15 protein-coding genes are annotated in these 21,294 nt (G+C 27.0%); all 15 read right to left on the bottom strand.

Going from position 1 to position 21,294, the window contains the following annotated elements:
- Positions 1-4: 4 nt before the first annotated feature.
- Entirely contained in the window at positions 5-838 is an 834-nt protein-coding gene (gene rfbD, locus Tmeso_RS09470) for a dTDP-4-dehydrorhamnose reductase (protein WP_099190560.1), read from the bottom strand.
- Positions 839-1,135: 297 nt separating this feature from the next.
- Positions 1,136-2,101 carry a UDP-glucose 4-epimerase GalE gene (gene galE / locus Tmeso_RS09465; RefSeq protein WP_099190558.1) on the bottom strand — a complete coding sequence of 322 codons (966 nt, stop codon included), beginning with the start codon at positions 2,099-2,101 and terminating at the stop codon, positions 1,136-1,138.
- 11 nt (positions 2,102-2,112) lie between these two features.
- Positions 2,113-3,516, bottom strand: a complete 1,404-nt coding sequence (locus tag Tmeso_RS09460; protein WP_099190556.1) for an undecaprenyl-phosphate glucose phosphotransferase — start codon at positions 3,514-3,516, stop codon at positions 2,113-2,115.
- A 13-nt stretch (positions 3,517-3,529) separates the two neighbouring features.
- A complete protein-coding gene (locus Tmeso_RS09455) occupies positions 3,530-4,417 on the bottom strand; it encodes a glycosyltransferase family 2 protein (protein WP_242967905.1) in 888 nt (295 codons plus the stop codon).
- A 96-nt stretch (positions 4,418-4,513) separates the two neighbouring features.
- Complete coding sequence (gene wecB, locus Tmeso_RS09450) at positions 4,514-5,665, bottom strand: non-hydrolyzing UDP-N-acetylglucosamine 2-epimerase (protein ID WP_099190554.1); 1,152 nt, start codon at positions 5,663-5,665, stop codon at positions 4,514-4,516.
- Positions 5,666-5,680: 15 nt separating this feature from the next.
- A complete protein-coding gene (locus Tmeso_RS09445; protein ID WP_099190552.1) occupies positions 5,681-6,649 on the bottom strand; it encodes a glycosyltransferase family 2 protein in 969 nt (322 codons plus the stop codon).
- Positions 6,650-6,656: 7 nt separating this feature from the next.
- A complete protein-coding gene (locus tag Tmeso_RS09440; RefSeq protein ID WP_330400337.1) occupies positions 6,657-7,988 on the bottom strand; it encodes a UDP-glucose dehydrogenase family protein in 1,332 nt (443 codons plus the stop codon).
- Between the two features lie 82 nt (positions 7,989-8,070).
- Complete coding sequence (locus Tmeso_RS09435; RefSeq protein WP_099190550.1) at positions 8,071-10,083, bottom strand: glycosyltransferase family protein; 2,013 nt, start codon at positions 10,081-10,083, stop codon at positions 8,071-8,073.
- A 20-nt stretch (positions 10,084-10,103) separates the two neighbouring features.
- Positions 10,104-11,177, bottom strand: a complete 1,074-nt coding sequence (locus tag Tmeso_RS09430; protein WP_099190548.1) for a glycosyltransferase family 2 protein — start codon at positions 11,175-11,177, stop codon at positions 10,104-10,106.
- Between the two features lie 28 nt (positions 11,178-11,205).
- A complete protein-coding gene (locus Tmeso_RS09425) occupies positions 11,206-12,699 on the bottom strand; it encodes a CgeB family protein (RefSeq protein WP_099190546.1) in 1,494 nt (497 codons plus the stop codon).
- 151 nt (positions 12,700-12,850) lie between these two features.
- Positions 12,851-13,249 (bottom strand): GtrA family protein, encoded by a 399-nt coding sequence (locus Tmeso_RS09420; protein WP_099190544.1) that lies wholly within the window; start codon positions 13,247-13,249, stop codon positions 12,851-12,853.
- Positions 13,233-14,210 carry a glycosyltransferase family 2 protein gene (locus tag Tmeso_RS09415; protein ID WP_099190542.1) on the bottom strand — a complete coding sequence of 326 codons (978 nt, stop codon included), beginning with the start codon at positions 14,208-14,210 and terminating at the stop codon, positions 13,233-13,235. Before Tmeso_RS09415 ends, Tmeso_RS09420 begins: the two co-directional genes overlap by 17 nt.
- A 273-nt stretch (positions 14,211-14,483) precedes the next feature.
- Positions 14,484-16,346, bottom strand: a complete 1,863-nt coding sequence (locus tag Tmeso_RS09410) for a glucosyltransferase domain-containing protein (RefSeq protein WP_099190540.1) — start codon at positions 16,344-16,346, stop codon at positions 14,484-14,486.
- Between the two features lie 191 nt (positions 16,347-16,537).
- Complete coding sequence (locus Tmeso_RS09405; protein WP_099190538.1) at positions 16,538-17,848, bottom strand: nucleotide sugar dehydrogenase; 1,311 nt, start codon at positions 17,846-17,848, stop codon at positions 16,538-16,540.
- Positions 17,849-17,878: 30 nt separating this feature from the next.
- Positions 17,879-21,289, bottom strand: a complete 3,411-nt coding sequence (locus Tmeso_RS09400; protein ID WP_099190536.1) for a glycosyltransferase — start codon at positions 21,287-21,289, stop codon at positions 17,879-17,881.
- Between the last annotated feature and the right edge of the window lie 5 nt (positions 21,290-21,294).

Raw genomic sequence — 21,294 nt, 5'->3', positions numbered from 1 at the left:
TCCTCTATTTAAAATATTTTTCAAGGGCTGATTCCCACGATCTTATGTGATAATCAAATTCTAGTTCTAACATATAGTTTCTCATAACTGAGTATTTAGGTCGTTTTGCTGGTCTTCCTAATTCTTCTGTTGTTATCGATAGTACTTCAATATCTACATTAGCTAGTTCAAATATCTTTTTTGCAAATTCATACCAACTGCATTTCCCATCGTTAGATACATGGTATGTTCCGTATTTTTCAGTCTTTATAACCATGGCTATAACTTCTACCAAATCCTCCGTAAATGTAGGCGTCCCAACCTGATCATCTACTATCTTTAATGTATCATTAGTTTCTGCTAATCTCAGCATAGTTTTTACAAAATTATTTCCATTCTTACCGTACAGCCATGCTGTTCTAAGTATAAAATACTTAGAACTCATCTTCTTTATAAAATCCTCCCCAGCTTTCTTACTCTTTCCATATACGCTAATAGGATTAGTTCCATCAAACTCAGTATAAACACTATCAGTCTCTCCATCGAATACAAAATCCGTAGATATATGAACCAGCTTTATAGCATTATGATTAGATGCTATAGCTAAATTCCTAGCACCTATACCATTTATCTTATAAGCTAAATCCTGATTCTCCTCACACCCATCAACATTAGTATATGCAGCACAGTTGATTACTACATCTGGATTTACTTCATTTATGCAATTTAAAACACTTTCTAAGTTAGTTATATCCAAATCATCCTTATCTAATCCAATAACCTCGTAACTTTTAGATAGATAATTCACAACATCTATACCTAACTGTCCTTTAGCCCCTGTAACAAGTATTTTGTTCATTTTATTTTTGCTCCTTTCCGAAAAATATTTCTAGAAAAATAACACAATTTCATAAAATTTTGAAGAAACTAAGTCCTTGTCTTATTAATAATCCTAAAGTTTCTGAACTCCCTACGGTCAAACAACGAAACTTCTTAACTTATTATTAAACGTCAAAGACTAAGTTTCTAAGCAAAATATTTAAAAGCAATTGTTTATATTTTTATAGAAATATTTTCAAATGTGTATCTTAACTTTAAAATTTCACTATCGGGGGATAGAACAAAAAACAATAACCTTCAAACCATTGGTTAGTTTCTAATTTTTATGCCAATTCCAAGCAGTCCTTATTATATATTCTAAATCATCGTACTTAGGCTCCCATCCAAGCACTTTTCTAGCTTTATCGCTAGATGCTATTAAAACGGCTGGGTCTCCTGCTCTTCTTCCTTCAATAACTGCTGGTATTAAATGATTTGTAACTTTTCTAGCTGTTTCTATAACTTCTTTAACTGAAAAACCTTTTCCATTTCCTAAGTTGAATATATCACTATCATTTCCTTTTCTTAGATGTTCAAAAGCTAAATAATGAGCTGATGCTAAGTCCATAACGTGTATATAATCTCTTATACAAGTTCCATCTTCCGTATTGTAATCATCACCAAAAATATATATATGCTCTCTTTTTCCAAGAGGTACTTGAAGTATTAATGGTATTAAATGAGTTTCTACTTTGTGGTTTTCTCCTATTTTTGCACTTTCATGAGCTCCTGCTGCATTGAAGTATCTTAGGGATATGTATTTTATCCCATAGGCTTTATCAAACCACTTCATCATCTTCTCCATAGATAGCTTAGTTTCTCCGTAAGTATTAGTGGGATATGTATCCTCTGCTTCAAGTATAGGTATATTATTAGGCTCTCCATAAGTTGCAGCTGTCGATGAGAACACTATCTTATTTACATTGTACTCATTCATCTTCTTTAATAAGCAAAGTGTTCCACTAACATTATTATCATAATACTTATACGGGTCAATCATACTTTCTCCAACTAATGAACTCGCTGCAAAGTGTATGACGCCTTCTATGCTATTTTCTTTAAATACCTTATCTAAGAACTGTTCATCCCTTATATCTCCCTCATAAAGCTTTCCTCCGAATAAAGCTTCTTTATGTCCTGTTGAAAAATTGTCCGCAACTATTATTTCTTCGTTTTCTTCTAAAATATACTTTATAGCGTGACTTCCTATATAGCCTGCTCCCCCTGTAACTAGTATCGCCATCTATATCCCCCTTAATATGCATTCTTATTTACAAAACCTTTAAACACTGTATAAAAAAGTATCTTAATATCGAATATAATATTCCAATTTTCTATATAATAAAGATCATACTCTATTCTCTTTTCAATAGATGTATCTCCTCTCCATCCACTGATTTGAGCCCAACCCGTAATTCCAGGCCTTACTTGATGCTTTATCATATATTTTGGTATTTCTTCCTTAAATTTATCTACAAAATAAGGTCTTTCTGGTCTTGGTCCTATAAGGCTCATATCCCCTTTTAAAACATTAAATAACTGAGGAAGTTCATCTATACTTGTCTTTCTTATGAAAGATCCAAATTTTGTTTTACGTGGATCATTTTTAGTAGTCCACTGTACTTTTTCTTCTTCATCTTTTTGAACATTCATAGATCTGAACTTGTACATGTTGAATTTTTTTCTGTTAAGCCCGATTCTTTCTTGATTAAATATAATAGGCCCTGGAGATGTAATCTTTATACCTATAACAGTTATTATCATTATAGGTGAGAATAGTATTATAGCTATAGAAGCTCCTAATATATCAAGAACTCTCTTAACGAATTTATTCACTAAATTATCAAGTGGTACATGCCTTATGTTTATAATAGGAAGACCTTCTATCTCCTCAACATATGGTCTTGCCGGTATATATTTATAATAGCCAGGTATGATTTGAGTTCTAACTCCACTTTTTTCACATACTCCTATAACCCATTTTAATTTTTCATACTCACTTATGTCTAAAGTTATAATCACCTCATCTATATGATGAGTAGCAATATACCCTTCAAGGTCATAATTTCGACCTATAACATTTAATTCTTCAAATTTAGAATCTATATCTTTATTATCATCAAATATCCCAATTATATTGTATCCCCAATGTTTATTTTTTCTAACTCTTTTTAAAAATTCCGTAGTCAACTCACTACAACCTATTACTAAAGAATGTTTCAAGTTATATCCTTTTTTACGCATATTTCTAAGAATTAATCTTATACAACCTCTTTCACCTATAGTCACCGTGGTAGTAGTAATTACGAATATAAGTAATAGGTATCTTGAATAGTGAACTTCTTTATATACATACAGCATGTTTATAAGTATCAGAAGTCCAAATACATTTGATTTTAATATGTTAAAAAACTCATGAAATATATTCTTAAATCTATGTGGAACGTAAAGACTAAACATGCTATATATAATAAGATACACAGGTATTATAATCAAAATAGGTTTCATATACTCTTCTAATGTTAAATGTCCGCTAGCTACTTTCATAAAACCACTTTGAAATCTTATATACCAAGATATAAGAAAAGATATAAATATAGAAATAGAATCTATTAATACCAATAAAATATTTAAATGTTTTTGATTTTGTTTTATCATATCAATCAGTCCCTTATTTTTTGAATAAATTAATAAGTAGTGTAAGAATTAATCTAAAGCTTATACCTGAATACACAAGCAATGTAGTAAGTATACTATACTTCGATTTATAATGCTTATTATAAAATAAGTACATAGCTCTATGAAATTCATATATAGTCTTAAATCTCTTCTTCTTTGCACTAGATCCTTTATAATGTATTATTTGAGATTTTGGATAATATATTATCTTATATCCAGCTTTTTTTATTCTATAGCACCAATCTATATCTTCTCCGTACATAAAAAAATCTTCATCTAGCATTCCAACTTCATCTATAACTCGTCTTGGTATTATCATAAATGCACCAACTAAAGAATCTACTTCATTTATGTCATCTTCAGATAAATATGTTAAGTTATATTCTCCAAAACTTTTTTTATTTGGATATAACTTATCTAGCTTCAACATATAACATAAAGATGCTTTTGGAGTTGGAAATCCTCTTTTACAAGGCTTATCTAAATTACCATCTGGTAAAACTACCTTACTCCCTAAAGCCCCAATATTAGAGTCTTTTTTTATGTACTCTATACATCTATCAAGGCAATCTTCTACAACTACAGTATCTGAATTTAGTATTAATACATACTCTCCTTCTGATTTACGTATACCTATATTATTAGCCTTCGAAAATCCTAAATTGGAATCGTTTTTTATTGTCTTTATTAATCTGTTTTCTATTTGTTGTTTAAAATCAACTTCCAATTTTTCTATACTTTCATCACTAGAATTATTATCCACAAGTATTATCTCGTAATTAATATAGTGATTTTTAGATAATATAGAGTTTACAGTCTGTTTTGTAAGCTCATATGTCTTAAAATTTACTATTATTATAGATACATCTATATTTTTCATATCATTTCTCCTCAAAATATAAAATCATATATTATTTTAACACAAAATAATATATGATTTTATATTAAATGGATTCTTTTTATTTTTAATATATATTTATATATTAAATTCTGTAGGTTTAATTTTTGATTTATTGAATTTATATAATATTGAATCAACAATTCTCCTACAAGCTTTCCCATCTCCATATGGGTTTACTGCATTTGCCATCTTGTTATACTCTTCTTCATTATTTATTAATTTATTTACAGTTTGATATATACAGTCTATTTCTGTTCCTACAACTTTAACTGTCCCAGCTTCTACTGCTTCTGGTCTCTCTGTTTCAGATCTTAAAACTACAACTGGTTTTCCCAACGCTGGAGCTTCTTCTTGAATCCCACCCGAATCTGTCATTACTATATCTACTTTATTAATTAAATTAGCAAAAGGTTTATAATCCATAGGTTCTATTAAATGAATTCTATTATGTCCAGAAAGAATTTTATTAGATATTTCTCTAACCTTTGGATTTAAATGTACCGGAAATACTACTTCTATATTTTCATTCTCTTGTACTAAACTTTTTACTGCTGTAAATATATTTTCCATAGGTTTTCCTAGATTTTCTCTTCTATGTGAAGTTAATAGAATTACTTTTTTATTTTTAAAATCAACTTTATGTACATTTTCATCTTTAAATTTATAATTATTTTCAACAACTTCTAATAACGCATCTATAACTGTATTTCCAGTCATAACTATATTTTCTTCTTTTATATTTTCTGATATTAAGTTTGATTTATTTTTCTTTGTAGGTGCAAAATGTATGTTTGTAATTCTTCCCACTAAACTTCTATTCATTTCTTCAGGATACGGAGAGTAAATATTATGACTTCTAAGTCCAGCCTCTACATGACCTATTTCAATTTGGTTATAAAATGCTGCCAAAGATCCTGCAAAAGTAGTTGTAGTATCTCCATGTACTAATACCATATCTGGCTTTTCTTTTACTAGTACTTCTTCAAGACCAGATAGCACTCTATTAGTTATTCCTGTTATAGTTTGCCCTGATTTCATTATATCTAAATCATAATCCGGACTTATATTAAATAACTCTAAAACTTGATCAAGCATTTCTCTATGTTGTGCAGTTACACAGACTATAGATTGTATTTCTTCTCTTTTTTCTAATTCTTTAACAAGTGGAGCCATTTTTATTGCTTCTGGTCTTGTCCCAAATATAGTCATTATTTTTATCATTTTCAGCTTCCTCCTATTAATCTAAAACTTTAATATTTTTTGAATGAAATATTTCGAAGTATTTTCTATTAAATTCAACTCTATTAATAAATAATTCAAAAAGTTTTTATTTTTATATTTTATTTTTTCTATTTTATTTAAAGTAGTAAGTCCTTCTTTTAATCCATTTAGGTATATTTTTCCAAATCCTTTTTTAGTGAAAAATAAATATTTAATCAAAAAACCTAATATTAAAAACGGGAAATTAATGATTAGTTGTAAAACAGGAATATTTTTATATGGAACATATATATTATTTCTTGCTGAAAGTTTTACTTTAAACTCATTATACCTACTCCCAGTCGTTCCACTTCCTATATGATAAACTATAGCATCTGGACAGTATATGTTTTTATATCCATAAATTTTAGATCTATATCCCATGTCAACATCTTCCATATATGCAAAGAAATTCTCATCAAAATATCCTATTTCATCAAATATTTTTTTCCTATATATAGCAGCGCCTGCACATGAACTAAATATTTCTCTTTTTTTATCATATTTATTTGCAGATTTTCCGTCCCCAGTTTTTAAAGTCCATCCAAGTAACGTATACTCATCACCCGCATCATCTATTAAATTTTTATTATAATATTGAATCATTTTAGATGAAACAGAAAATATATTCTTATCATTTTTTATACATCCATATAAATTTTCAAGCCAATATTCATCAACTTCTGTATCGTTATTTAAAAGTACAACATATTCTCCTTTAGATATTTTTATCCCTTCATTTACAGCCTTAGAAAATCCATAATTTTTTTTTAATTTCTTTACTATTATATTTTTATAGTTATCTTTTAAGTATTCTATACTTCCATCTTTTGAATCATTATCTATTATTATTATTTCAAATTTGTCAAAAGATTGTTTTAATAAAGAATTTAAGCACTCTTTTAAATAATTTTTCCCATTATAATTTGGAATGACTATAGATATTTTCATATTAATATTAAACTCCTACTCCAAAATACTTAAAACCTTTTTCTTCTACTATTTCTTTTTCATATATATTTCTTAAATCAAAAAAATAGTTATCTTTCATAGTTTCTTTTAATCTATCTAAATCCATATTTCTAAACTGATGCCACTCTGTTATTATAACTAATGCATCTGTATTAATATTTGCTTCATACTCATCTTCACAAAACTCTATGCAATCTTTTATATGTTCTAATCTCCATTCAGATTCTTTTTTAGCTTCTGGATCAAATATCTTCATTTTAGCCCCAAGTTTTGCAAGTTCTGTTAATATTACTAATGAAGGGGATTCTCTCATATCATCAGTCTTAGGCTTAAAAGTTATACCTAGTATTCCTAAAGTTTTTCCTTCTAAACTTCCTATAGCACTCCTTATTTTTTCTACCATTTTAAACTTTTGTCTTTCATTAGCTTTTACAGTTTCTTCTATTAAGGATATTGTTTCACCATATTCTCTTGCTATATTAGCTAAAGCTCTCGTATCCTTAGGAAAACAAGAACCTCCATATCCAGGACCTGCATGTAAAAACTTAGGGCTTATTCTACCATCTCTACCCATTGCTTTTGCAACATGTTGTACATTGGCTCCTACTTTTTCACATAGATTAGCAACTTCATTTATGTACGTTATCTTCATAGCTAAAAATGCATTCGAAGCATATTTTATCATTTCTGCTGTTTCTATATTAGTTTCTACAAATGGTGTTTCATTTAAATACAGTACTCTATATACGTCTTTCATTATACTAGCAGCCTTTTTTGTATCACTGCCTATTACAACTCTATCTGGATGAGTAAAGTCATGTATAGCTGATCCTTCCCTTAAAAACTCAGGATTAGACACCACATCAAATTTGTAATCTACTACTCTTTCCTTAAGAATATCAGTGACTACTTTTTTAACTTTTTGACCAGTCCCTATAGGTACTGTAGATTTGTCCACTATAACTTTATATCCATTCATATATTTAGCTATATCTTCAGCCACCTTAAGTACATATTTAAGGTCCGCACTTCCATCATCTTTTGGAGGAGTGCCTACTGCTATAAATATTACTTCACTTTCCTCTACTGCTTTTTTTATATCAGTTGTAAAATGAAGTCTTTTATAATGCATATTTCTCTTTACTAAATTATCAAGTCCTGGTTCATATATAGGTAATATTCCTTTTTTTAATCCTTCTATTTTATATTCATCATTATCAACACATATTACATTAAGTCCAAAGTCAGCAAGACATGTTCCAGCAACAAGTCCTACATATCCTGAACCAATTACTGACACTTTTCTAATATAGATCACTCCTTAGCATTTTATTCAGCTATATAATCATTGTAATTTGTTATAGATTTTATACAAATTACAATGATTATTATTTGCTAAATTAAATAGTTTTTTTCTCATTTAAAACAACCGAATCAATTATATCTTTAAATTCTTTAGCTCTATGATTAAAAGTATGATTATTAACAACTATTTCCCTTACTTTTTCTGCTTGTTTTACTCTCTCTTCTTCATTTTCTAAGTAATATTGTATTTTTTGTGTTAAATCTTCTTTATTTTTATATATAATAATATTTTCTCCAAATAACTCCTCTATTCCAGGAGTTTCATTTGCAATTACAAGTGCTCCACATGCTGCTGCCTCAAAAACTCTTAGATTTACAGTTCCTTTATTAAAGGATGCTGTATCTTCTATAACAATTTTACTTCTACTATAAATTTTATATAAATCTTTATGCTTAACTACACCTTTATGATAAAGTTCCCAAGGATGATTCATTCCACCTTCAAGCCTTCCATAAAAGTGAAAATTAAACCCTTTATCTAAATTAAGATTTCTTACTATATCTCTAGGTACTTCAAAAATATTTCCTACAAAACTTATATCTATATCTCGTTCTATATCTATCTTTTCTTTTAAAGTATCTGGAGGAACAGCTAAAGGAACTACCCCCCAGCACTTATCATCTCCAACTACTTTTCTTGCTTCTTTCAAAGCAATATTTGATGAAGTAATAATACCATCATAATTGTAAATCCATGGTTTATTTAACCAGTCTTTAATAGAACCTCTAATCCAGGCAAGCTTTAGAGTTCTAGAAGATATATCAGAAATTCTAATATCAAAATCATGTCTCATAGAAATTATTACATCTATAGATTGAGGAATTTTATCCCATTCATAAATAGGCATTCTTGGAAAATAAAAAGTTTTATATCCAAATATTTTTTCTAACTCTTCTCCGAGTCCATTTGCCGAAAATAAATCTCCAGCAGTTGTATATGGAGAATACTCTGTAACTAAGAAACCAATATTTAGAGTTGATTCTGTCCAGAAAAATTCTTTACCATTTAATTTTTCTTCCCAAATGTCTTGTCTAAGTTGTTTTCCTAAATCTTTAGCGTATATATATTTATCATTATTTTTCATTTTTAATTCATTATTATTTGTTTTTATTTCGGTTAAAAAACCTTTACAAAGTACTAAAGATTTCTTACTTATAAAAACCTTTTTATTAATAGCTTGTACTTTCAAACAGTAATTTATATCCTCTTTTTCAAAGTAAAGTCTTGTATCAAAACCATTCACTTGTTTAAAAATTTCTCTATTAGTAAACATACAATAACTATTTATAGCTGGTACTTCCTTTTCGTATTCATCATAATTATCATGAGAATAAGATGTATAGTTTTCTAAATTATAAGAATTTATATCTTCTTTATATGTGTTAAATTTAATACCTTCATATTGTATGCATCTTTTTCCTATGCAATTATACATTAACTTAGATCCTACAATTCCGCAATTTGATTGATTCTCAAAAGTCCTAACCATTTCGCTTAACCAACCATAAAGAGGAATAGTTCGATTATCAAGAAAAACCAAATATTCTCCTTTTGAATTTTGAACTCCTAAATTAATGCTGTCAAAAAAATCTAAATTTTCATAACTATAAACACATTTTAAATTATTAAAATTAACCTTCTTAAAATATTTTTGCAATTTATTACTACTCTTATTGTTAACTATGATTACTTCATAGTTCCTATATATAGTATTCATTTTTAAAGAAGATATTAATACCTTCAAATATTTTAATCCATCTTTATTAGGTATAATTATACTCACTAATGGTGTATTTTTATTTGTAATAGGTACAGCTATTCTTCTAGCTAATGTTTTTATCTCGCTTTCATTACATTCACTTGTACTATTTTCTTTATATAGTACCAATATTCTTATAAATATATCTAAACTATTAATACACTTTTTTTTATATTTTTTAAAATAAACAGAAATATTTTTAAGCTTCTCATATATATTTTGAGCAAATATATATGATTCTCCATATCCAACATATTTTAAAATAAAATCTTTAAATATCTGCTTCATATTTTTTATTTACTCCACCTTTACTTTTTTGTAGTTGGTAAATAATTAACTATTTTATTTATTATACGATACATTTTGCTTCTCTTTATATATATTAATTTGAATGCTCGATTATATTTTTTATCTATAATAAAATCTAATATATATTTTGTTCCTATATCATTAGGGGCTAATTCAAAATCTTTACTTTTGTATATAAACCAATACACTGTATCTAAAATATCTACTCTTCTTTCATATGATAGATAATTAGTTTGTGATAATTTGAAAATTAAATGTTCTAAATCTAATAAATATCTAACTTGTTTATACTTTAAAATTGAGTGTTCTTCATATAAACTTATAATTATTTTTCTTGATTCACTAAAATCTTGAAAAAATTTCAACTTAGGTTTTTGTGTGATTGATGGATTTCTATCATTTTCTCTTTGACGATATCTATATACAGTGTGTGGTATAAAGCTTATTTTTTCCGCTAATAAAAAACTCTCTACCGCAAAAACTGCATCCTCAGAAACCATCCCCTCTGGGAAATTTATATCTTTATCTTTGATAAAATCAGATTTAAATATCTTTGTTACTGCTATTGCCGGTGCCATTAATAACTCTGGACTTTCTTCTATTTTTAAATTAATTTTTGGTTCAATTAATTTATTAGGAAACATTTTATTTGATGACTTTATAAATAATGGATGTTGCCATTGTTTTTTTGAATTAAAAAGTTCAAAGGTTCCCATTACAATATCACTATCATATTTTTTAGCAGTATTATACAATAACTCACATGCATTTGATGTATACAAATCATCAGGATCTAGAAACATTATATATTCACCTATTGCTTTTTGTATTCCAAAATTTCTGGGACTCCCTGCTGCTCCACTAGGCTTATCAAAGTGAAAGCTTTTAAAATTCTTATATTTTCCAGCATATTCATCTATAATTAATCTACTATTATCAGCCGAACCATCGTTTACCATTATAACTTCTAAATTTTCTATACCCATAGTTTGATTAATGATTGACTCTAAAGCTTCTTCTATATATTCTTCTACATTATAAATTGGTAATATCATACTTATTTTAGGCTTCACACTCAATACCACCTTTACTTACTAAAAGCTATTTATTTACAGAAAATAATTTGATTTTGGGATCAAAATCTATTGATGAAATATAACCATATTTTAACGTATCTAATATCTCTTTATTCGATAATCCACACAAAACTTCTTTTTTTATAATGCATAAATGTGTATTTAATTGATGGACATATGAATATTGAATATCTTTACTTTTTCCTATTACTTTAGCATCTGTATAATATAATGATAATATTAAATCTACTAAGTAATGTTCATCGTAATTGCTATTTACGTTAACATAGCCTATATAATCTTTAATGTCTATTTCGTTTATTTCTTCTTCTTCAAAAAATTTAATATTTTTATTTCTTAAATCTTCTTTTAACGCTTTACTAGAAACAATTATATTTAACTCTTTATTTTCAAAAACTTGATCATTAAAAAATTCAATTGATTTTTTTACCTCATCTACTTTATTAGCATATGCAACAATAGATACTGTTGGTTTTTCCTCTTCAATCTCATATCCTATCTTTTGTAAAATATACAATAATCTATGCCTATATGTATGTTCTGATAAAACTTTTCTAACCCCTTTTACTGAAATTTCATTCCAATACTCTTCATCACTTAAAATCCTTTGAATATTTTTTTCATGTTCTTCTTTATTCTTTCCCATAAGAACTATATCGTTACCTAAAAGGTCTTTTATTCCTTTTGCATAATTACTTATTACAGGAGTTCCAGAAACCAAAACTTCAAAAACTCTTCTTGAAAACATTGTTGGGGATTTTTTTACTGTATTAAGGTTAATTAAACCCTTGTATCCTTTATATGCCAAATGAATATCATCATAATTTATATTACCTACAATACAAGGTTTATACTTATCAGGAAATTTATTTCTAGTGTCTAGATTATGGAATCTATCATAAATATCGATTCCATAATCTACTGCAATGTCAAGTATCTCTTTCATATCCTTTTTTCGTTCTTCATGGCTCTGATAATATGCACCTGCAAAGCACAATTTATTTTTCCTATCAAAATCTAGTTTTATGGGGTTATGCATTTTAGGTTGAGCAGCAAAAGGCAAACAATATACTCGATCATGACTTAATTCTTTTTTATATCTTTGAATCATATCTGCATCAGTAGTAAAAACATAGTCAAATAACTTAGCACTATCTATAAATTTATCAAAGTGTACAGGGTCTTCTTTGTTCCAAAATACAGTAGGTATATTATGCTTTTTGCACCAATAGACTAATTTTCTAAGCTCTCTTTTTTTATGCCTTCTTACTAAAGTCTTAAAAAACGCTTTGTTAAATCTTCCATAATCTGTAACAATCTTTCCCTTCCAACTTTCATCTGCACCTAACCAAACAGATTCTACAAATAAAAAATCCGGAGAATATTCTCTTAAAATCTCTTTCCAGTTATAAGCTTTTAAATTTATAAAATTACTTTCATAAGAAAAACATTTATAAGAAAACTCATCTAAAATACATGCAATTTTTAATTTTTTCATTATACCCCCTTACAGATACTTAATATATTCCTATATTGTACAATATACACACTCTCATATACTTTTATTTTAAATTGATATGTATCTATTATTTATTTCATAAAACTAATATTTAAAGTCAATCTTAAATAATTTTTATATTTGTAATATCCTACGCCTTAGCATTGGCATTTCTTGCAATAATATATCTAGAGATGAAAAAAGTTATTGGTACCGAAATTGGGATTAAGATAATAGGAGCCCACTCTTTTGATATAAATAACCATTCTACACAAACATATACAAAAACAAAGTTCAAAATTAATTGCACTATATATACCAACGGAAATTGAAAAAATTTCGCCCATGATGGTGCTTGCTTATATACAAAATATGTATTTAAAAAGTAAGATCCTATCATACTTAGAATATATGCTACTATATATGAAATCTTATAATTTATATTTAATAATAATAAATAATATAATACATAAAAATTAAAAGTATTAATTCCTCCAACAATCACAAATCGCATAAACTGATTATTAAATTTTTTAACAAACTTTTTCATACTTTACCTCTTTACTTGGTTCATAATCACTAATGATGTATAGTGGTCTCTGTTTTACCTCAATAAAAATTCTTGCTAAATATTCCCCAATAATCCCAAGTGATATTAGATTAAGACCACCTAAAAATAAAATGAGTGTAACCAGTGTTGGATATCCAGCTACAGGACTTCCATTAGCCAAAGTATCAAAAATTATATAAATCATATAAATAAATGAACTAACTGAAACTACCAACCCTAAAAAGCTCGAAATTCTTAGAGGAAGAAAAGAAAAAGATGTTATTGCATCCAACGAATATCGTAATAAGCTTTTTATACCCCATTTACTAGCCCCTTCTGAACGGGTTCCAACTTCAAATAAAACTTCTGTACTCCTAAACCCAATCCATTTAAATAGTCCTTTCGAAAATCGATTATATTCTCCTAAAGTTAATAACGCATCCAAAGCTTTTCTACTTAGAAGTATATAATCTTTTTGTCCATCTTCAAATACTACTTCTTTTCCTGCCAGTCTATCTAATACACTATAAAATGAGGCAGATAAAAATTTTCTAATCCTATTTTGTCCTGTTCTATTAACACTCTTAGTATATACCACTTCATATCCCTTTTGCCATTCATTAACCATATCGAGAATAAGTTCCGGAGGATGTTCAAGGTCAGCATCCATTATAATAATGACATCTCCATTAGCAAAATCTAAACCAGCTTTCATTGCACTTTCTTTACCAAAATTACGACTAAAATTAATACATCCTATCCTATCATCTAAAGCCTTTAATTCTGTTATTACTTCTAAAGTACAATCTTTGCTTCCATCATTTATAAATATTACTTCTGTCCTAACTTCTAATTGATCAATAATATCTTTTAAATGATTATAGAAATTAGTTAATCCCTGACCTTCATTATATGCAGGAACAACAATGGATAGTAAACTACTCTCATTAATGCTTTTCATATTATCTGCACCTACCTAACCACACATTTAAGTTAATTCTCTATATTTTAAATAGAACAAAATATAAAAATAAACCCATGACTCTATTTTTACTATAACTAATTTTTTAATATAATTAAGAAATTAGAACTATCAATCTTAAAATTAGCGTTCCTTTAAATCAATGGATTTACAAATATTTAGATTAAATAACTAAGGAAACTCTTAACGTAAAAATATACAGAAATCACAACAGGAAAAGTTAATCTTTTCCCATTATGAAAGTTAAATACCTTAATAATTTATACCTTTAACTGTTATTGTTTGACTAAAAGCAGAACCCTTGTCTATGCCTTTGGCATCTTTGTAAAAGCCTTGAATTTTATATTTACCATTTTCTACGAATGTGTAATCAAAATAGTTTTCTGGTTTATACCATATAACATCAACTTTTGTGTCATCTTTATAAACATACCACGCGTAAGTATAATTACTATTTGGTGTAGTTAAAAACTCAAAGTGGTATTTATCTTTACCTATATTATGAGTTTCAACTTTAAAAACATTACTTAAATGTACTATTATTACTCCATTTTTACAATCAATTGAACCTTGTTGTGGCCAAATTGGCATGTTAATAGCATCATCTACTGCCGTTTTCATTTCTTCTTTATTTGCTCGTATAAATCTTGCTCCGTGAAAAATATTAGCATTTGCAATAAATTTCCTAGTATTATCTTCATTATTAGAAGAGTTAAAACCTACATATTGCCCCCAAAATCCTTGATTGTCTGTTTCTGAAAACATAATACTACTATCTTTATAAAAAGAATTAGGTAACTTCCCTATAAGTGCTACTTTGTTTGTTTTTTCAAATTCAGGTAGTTGTTCTATTCTATCTAACATTCTTGAAGTTAAAGAAAACGTTCTATTGAAATATATCTCTGCTTTAAGGTAATATGTATTGTTTAACAAAATAAAGTTAAAAATAATTAAACCTAAACAAATAAAAGAACACCATTTAATTAAATTGGCAAAATTAAACTCAATTTTTTCTACTAAAGTAGCAACAAATATAAATATAAGAACAAATTGATATATATTTAAAGTTGCACTTTGAGTTTCAGGTGCCATTACATCTACGATATTCAATCCAGGAGGTAAAAGTGCAATTCCACAAATCAATAATATTAAATGCAATGTTTTTTTATAAATATTATTCTTAAATATTAAAAACATTATTGCGACTATTCCAATAATCAATTCAACAATATATAAACTATGAAGGGTACCAGATACTGGATAATATTTTCCTGCAAATGAATTAAAAAAGTTTTTATACGAACGTAAAACTAACGATGGTAGTTTATACAAATCAATATGACCCATTTTATCAATGCCTTTATATGATAATAATGTACTTCCTGTCAAATATAAGTTGATTTTCAAAGACACAAAGTAGAATATTGCCCCTAAAACGCCCATTGTAAAATATTTTAATATTTCAAGTCCTATTTTTTTTAAATCTAATTCATTATCAATAAGCAAATTAATCAGAATAATCAGAACCAGACCGATTGCATAACCTATGTAAGATTGATATATTCCAAGAGATAACGAAAGAGAAATACCTCCAAGTATAAATCCAAATTTATATTTATTTGTCAGAAAAACTGCTAAAACAGCAAAGAACAAAGCATACATATATGCATCAGCCATAAATAAATAACAAAAGCTGTATGATAAAACAGGGAACGAAGCCATTAATGCACCAATAATAAAAGCTGTTACTGTCTTTTTTGTTCTTAGTAGTTTAGCCGTTAAAACAGCTGAAATTGCACAGAAAAATATTGAAATTGCTCCAATTATAACCGGTAAACTATAAAACCCTCTCAATTGCGTTATATATCCTAAAAACCATCTTCCGCTTGTTTTTGTATAAAACAATGCTGTATTCAAGTGAGCTATATCGTCTTCATTTGCAAATTTATGAACGAAAAAATATAAATGAGACAATAAACCTATTACAATGGCTGCAAAAAATACAGTTTTACTTATAATGCTTATTCCTTTCCAAAAAATACCAATAGCATCTGATGGTGATGACACCTTGTTTAATTGAGATTTAATTTTTTCCACACTTTTGGTAGATACCATTTTCCTTCCCCTTACTTTTATAAAATTTATGTCTAAACATATTCACTATATTCCTTATATATTAAGTCTATAGATATTAATGATTACATTATAAAATAATCTATTTCTTAATAACAATGCTTATGAATGTATAAATTTTTCATATCAGAAAATCTCTTTGTGAATTTCAAAATGTTTTATTAGCTTTAAAACTACATAGATTCAAATAAGTTCCCATAATTAATAATTTTCATATCACTATTTTTATAACAAATATCCTTAACTATATTTTTAGTATCAAAAATTTGTGGAGTTCTCATAATATCTGCAAGTTTATCATAGTCATATTCTTTAAATTCATTATGATCCGTTAGAATTAATAATATATCAGCATCTTTAGCCGCTTCTTCTATACTAATAAAATTTAACATTTCACTTTCTACAGCAACTTCATCATGAACATGATCTAATATTTCATTTTTCACATGAGGATCATGAACTGCTACCTCAAACCCTTCATATTTTAACATTTCAATAATTTCTACGGCTGGACTTTCTCTCATATCATCGACATTTCCTTTATAAGTAACCCCTAAGGCTGCAATTTTGGGATTTTTTATACCTTTTAGTAATTTCTTCACACTTTCTAAAACATAATTTGGCATACTTGAATTTGTTTGACGACTCAAATTAATAATTCCAGCTAATTCTGGTGCTTTTGCTACAATAAAATACGGATCTACAGCTAAACAATGTCCACCTACTCCTGGGCCTGGTTGATGTATATTTACACGTGGATGCTTATTTGCCATTTGAATTACATCAAGAACATTAATTTCTAATTGATTACAAACTTTTGCAAGTTCATTTGCTAAAGCAATATTTACATCTCTAAATGTATTTTCCATCAATTTAGACATTTCAGCAGTCTTAGCTTCTGTTTCTACTATTTCTCCTTTTACAAATGTACGGTACACATTGGCTGCTGCCTTAGTACATTCCGGAGTAACTCCTCCAACTATACGATTATTATAAATCAACTCATGTAATATTTGTCCTGGTAATACACGCTCAGGACAGTGAGCTAAATAAACATCTTGTCCAATTTTAAATCCATATTCTTCAACTAATGGTTTTATATAATCATCCATTGTTCTTGGCTCAATTGTTGATTCAACAATAATAACATTCTCTTTTCTAATATATGGTAATACAGCTTTTGTAGCACTTAATACATAACTTAAATCACAAGATTTATACTCATCATCCTGATTTGGAGTTGGAACAGCAATTATAAAAACATCTGATTTCTCTGGCTTTAAACTTGCTCTTAAATTTCCTTTTTTTACAGATTGATTTACCATTTCTTCAAGACCGGGTTCTTCAATATGTATATTTCCTTCATTAATAGTATCCACAACATGTTTGCTAATATCAACTCCAACAACCTCAGCTCCAAAATTAGCAAACATCGCCGATGTTGGTAATCCAATATATCCTAATCCCACTGTACAAATTTTCATTATAATTTCACTCCCCAAACTAAGTTTTACTTATCTTTCTATAACCTCAATTTCCTTAGGAATAACAATATTTTTTCCACATTGATTTTGACTCTTACTAGATGCATTATTATGCATCTCTAAATACTTATCTGAGTTATAATACAATTCCTTTATTCCTTCAGCTAATCCTTTATATGAATTTTTAGGAGCCAAAATCCCACATTTTTCATCTACAAATTCAGGTATAGCTGTTACTCCATTTGTAATAGGTACTAACCCACTAGACATAGCTTCTCCTATGGAAACTCCTTGAGAATCTAATCTAGTTGGACATAAAAAAATTCCATGTTCTCGATGTAATTTTGCAATCTGATGATGCGTTAAGAAACTTTTATGAATATGAACATTTGAAAATTTTCTAAGAGGTTCTAGTGTTTTATCGAACAATCTTCCCTTTCCATAAAAAGTAAACTCTAAGTCATTAAAAAATTCTTCTTTTGACAACTCTAAAATAGCTTTTACAGCTAAATCATTTGCATAGTTTCTTGCAGTATATGGTCTTATACTAAGTATTTTTTTTCTTTTTTCCGAATCCTTTTCTGTATATTTAAATATTTCTTCATCTATAATATTAGGTATTATTGAATATCGACTCACATTAGTCTTTGCATCTTTTTCTGCTGTACCCTTTTTATATTCTGATACAAATATGAACTCTATATCTTTATCATTTCTTGAATATAGTTCTTGCATAAATTCAATTCTTTTATTACTTGCTTTAATTGCATTTCTTAATTTTTTGAATAAATGCTTATTTATCTCAAAATTAAACCATCTTCTCCACCATTTCTCTGACTCAAATCCATGAACCCATATAACTAATGGAATATTTGGTGCTCCTTCATCAATAGCTTCTATCATATCTCTATTTACAAAATGAATTAATATTTTTCTATAATTAGTTTTTTTCAAAAAACTAATTAGATGCTTTTTATTACCCTTATATACATTAACATTTTCAAAAATATATTTTTCAAAGTTTTTATTATTTAAATTAAATGAAAATACATCTACATCTAATCCTTTTTCTTGATATGCTCTAACTCTACTATGTACAAATCCGTTTCTATATAAATCTGTATCACTTGGATAAATATTTGTAAGTACTAAATATTTTTCTTTGCCATCCAATTTTTCAATAGTAATATTGTCAATCATATTATCTTTATCCGATATAGGAGTTAACATTATCTTATTAATTTTACAAATTCCATCTCCAGATAATCTAATTGCTAATCTTATTTTGTCCACATTAGATTTTGGAATAAATATTTTTTCACGGTTTAAATTAAAACTTTCTACTTGAATTTTTTTATCTTCAGCATATCCTAATATAAAAAGCTGAGCATATACTTTATTAGATGCACCTAAAATTTCTACTAAATAAGCTTTATTCTTGTTAAATTCAAAAGCTGATTCTTTAGGTGCTACTTCAAAACTCTTAATCTGTTCATATTTAATATATTCGAAATTATTTTCTTTGTTCTCTTCAATATTTAATAATAAGCTATTTTTATCATTTGAAATTTTCACAATACTTGAAGGTTTTTTTAGCCACTTATCTTTATTTAAACTAATGTTTATATTATTCTTTGAAACCTCTATTTCTCTTATATTCTCTTTTTCATTAAAATTATTAATTTTATAATTAATATTCAACCCTTTTATATCTTCAACTTTTTTAAGTCCTTCATTTTTTTGTTTATCATTTAATTTTTCAAATCCTTTAAAGTAATTAAACTTATCTATACTAAACATACAATGACTATCATTAACATATTTGCTTAAATCAAAATTATCATTCAATAAACTAATAATTTCATTTATATTTTGATTTTTTATTATATCTACATCTATTAAAGAGTTATAATATTCTAATTTTTTTACAAACTTATATTCATTCTCTGAGTTATTTAATTGAATATCATCATTTTGATATGAATAATAAGCTGCTTTACCAATTATAGGACAATCAGTATATTGAGTTGCCAAAATTAGATCTTGTAAATAATTTTCACCATAAAAATCATTACTATTAAAAAAAGCTACATAATCGCCCTCGATTATATCTAATATTTTGTTATTCGTCTTTTCTCGTAAATTATAATATCTTATATCTTTATTACTTGTTTTATTAAAATCAACATCTGGATTTAATAAAATAACTAACTCTTTTATAGAATATGTTTGTTTTTCATATTGTTTTATCATTTTATCTAATTCTTCTTGATTTTGAGGAACAAATATAACAGATATTTTGTCATTATCATCTATTATATTTATACCAATTATATTACAAATATATTTTAATCTTTCATTATATGTGTGATGCCTAAGTACTTCTCTTAAACCTAATAATCTATATTTTTCGTAATATAATTTATCATTAAATAATTTAGATAAACCTGTTTCAATAATTTCAAAATCGTCACTAGATATAACTAAACCTCCAAAAATATTTTTAATGCCTTTTGAGTATGAACTTATAACTGGTGTATTTGATGCTAATAGTTCAAATACTCTTCTTGAAAACATTGTAGGTGAATACTTAACACTATTCACATTAATCGATACATTATATCCTTTGTATGCTTTCTGAATTTCCGTAGCTTTCAAATTTCCTCTAATATAGTTTTGATACTCTTCCGGAAACATAAACTGTTCTAAATCGTCATTATAATGTCTATCAAATATATCGAGTCCATATTTAATTGACTCATCAAATAACATACTTAAATCTCTTTTTCGTTCTTCATATTTAGTTGCATAATAAGAACCTGCAAAACAAATTTTTTCTTTTCTTTTATATATTTCTATAGGATTATGAATTTTAGGTTGTGCTGCAAATGGCATCGGATAGATATTGTCATTATTCGATATTTTTTTGTATTTTTTTACTGAATCTGCATCTGTAGTAAAAATATAATCAAAAAAAACTGCAGTATCTATAAAAGCATTAAAATGTACAGGGTCTTCTTTATTCCAAAAAATCGTAGGTATATTATTATCATTACAGAATTTAATTAAATCGAATATCTCTTTTCTTTCATCTTGAGAATATCTAGCTACTTTTCTAGTCCATGTACCATCATTTCCTTGCCATGCAGATTCAACAATTAACATATCTGGTTTCTTCTTCGTTAAAATTTCCTTCCAATTATCTGGTGTAAATGTAATTAAATTCGATTCAGGTTTAAAACATTCCATTGTGAATTCATCAAATATACAAGCAATATTTAAATCATATATAGTTTTTTTAGATTTTACACTACAATTATTTATTATATTATTATGTTTTTTATCTAAATCATTTAATAAGTTTAAATATTTATCTTCCCATTTCTTTTTATCTATATTTAACTGTTTTTTTTTGGTATTTAACTCACCTCTACTTACCATATATA

This window comes from Tepidibacter mesophilus, from assembly GCF_002724055.1.
Lineage (GTDB): Bacteria > Bacillota > Clostridia > Peptostreptococcales > Peptostreptococcaceae > Tepidibacter_A > Tepidibacter_A mesophilus.
This window is presented reverse-complemented; position numbering and strand designations above follow the sequence as displayed.

Coding starts and splice junctions, on each gene's coding strand:
- rfbD (WP_099190560.1), bottom strand. CDS start 838: ATGAACAAAATACTTGTTACAGGGGCTAAAGGACAGTTAGGTATAGAT.
- galE (WP_099190558.1), bottom strand. CDS start 2,101: ATGGCGATACTAGTTACAGGGGGAGCAGGCTATATAGGAAGTCACGCT.
- Tmeso_RS09460 (WP_099190556.1), bottom strand. CDS start 3,516: ATGATAAAACAAAATCAAAAACATTTAAATATTTTATTGGTATTAATA.
- Tmeso_RS09455 (WP_242967905.1), bottom strand. CDS start 4,417: ATGAAAAATATAGATGTATCTATAATAATAGTAAATTTTAAGACATAT.
- Tmeso_RS09445 (WP_099190552.1), bottom strand. CDS start 6,649: ATGAAAATATCTATAGTCATTCCAAATTATAATGGGAAAAATTATTTA.
- Tmeso_RS09435 (WP_099190550.1), bottom strand. CDS start 10,083: ATGAAGCAGATATTTAAAGATTTTATTTTAAAATATGTTGGATATGGA.
- Tmeso_RS09425 (WP_099190546.1), bottom strand. CDS start 12,699: ATGAAAAAATTAAAAATTGCATGTATTTTAGATGAGTTTTCTTATAAA.
- Tmeso_RS09420 (WP_099190544.1), bottom strand. CDS start 13,249: ATGAAAAAGTTTGTTAAAAAATTTAATAATCAGTTTATGCGATTTGTG.
- Tmeso_RS09415 (WP_099190542.1), bottom strand. CDS start 14,210: ATGAAAAGCATTAATGAGAGTAGTTTACTATCCATTGTTGTTCCTGCA.
- Tmeso_RS09410 (WP_099190540.1), bottom strand. CDS start 16,346: ATGGTATCTACCAAAAGTGTGGAAAAAATTAAATCTCAATTAAACAAG.
- Tmeso_RS09405 (WP_099190538.1), bottom strand. CDS start 17,848: ATGAAAATTTGTACAGTGGGATTAGGATATATTGGATTACCAACATCG.
- Tmeso_RS09400 (WP_099190536.1), bottom strand. CDS start 21,289: ATGGTAAGTAGAGGTGAGTTAAATACCAAAAAAAAACAGTTAAATATA.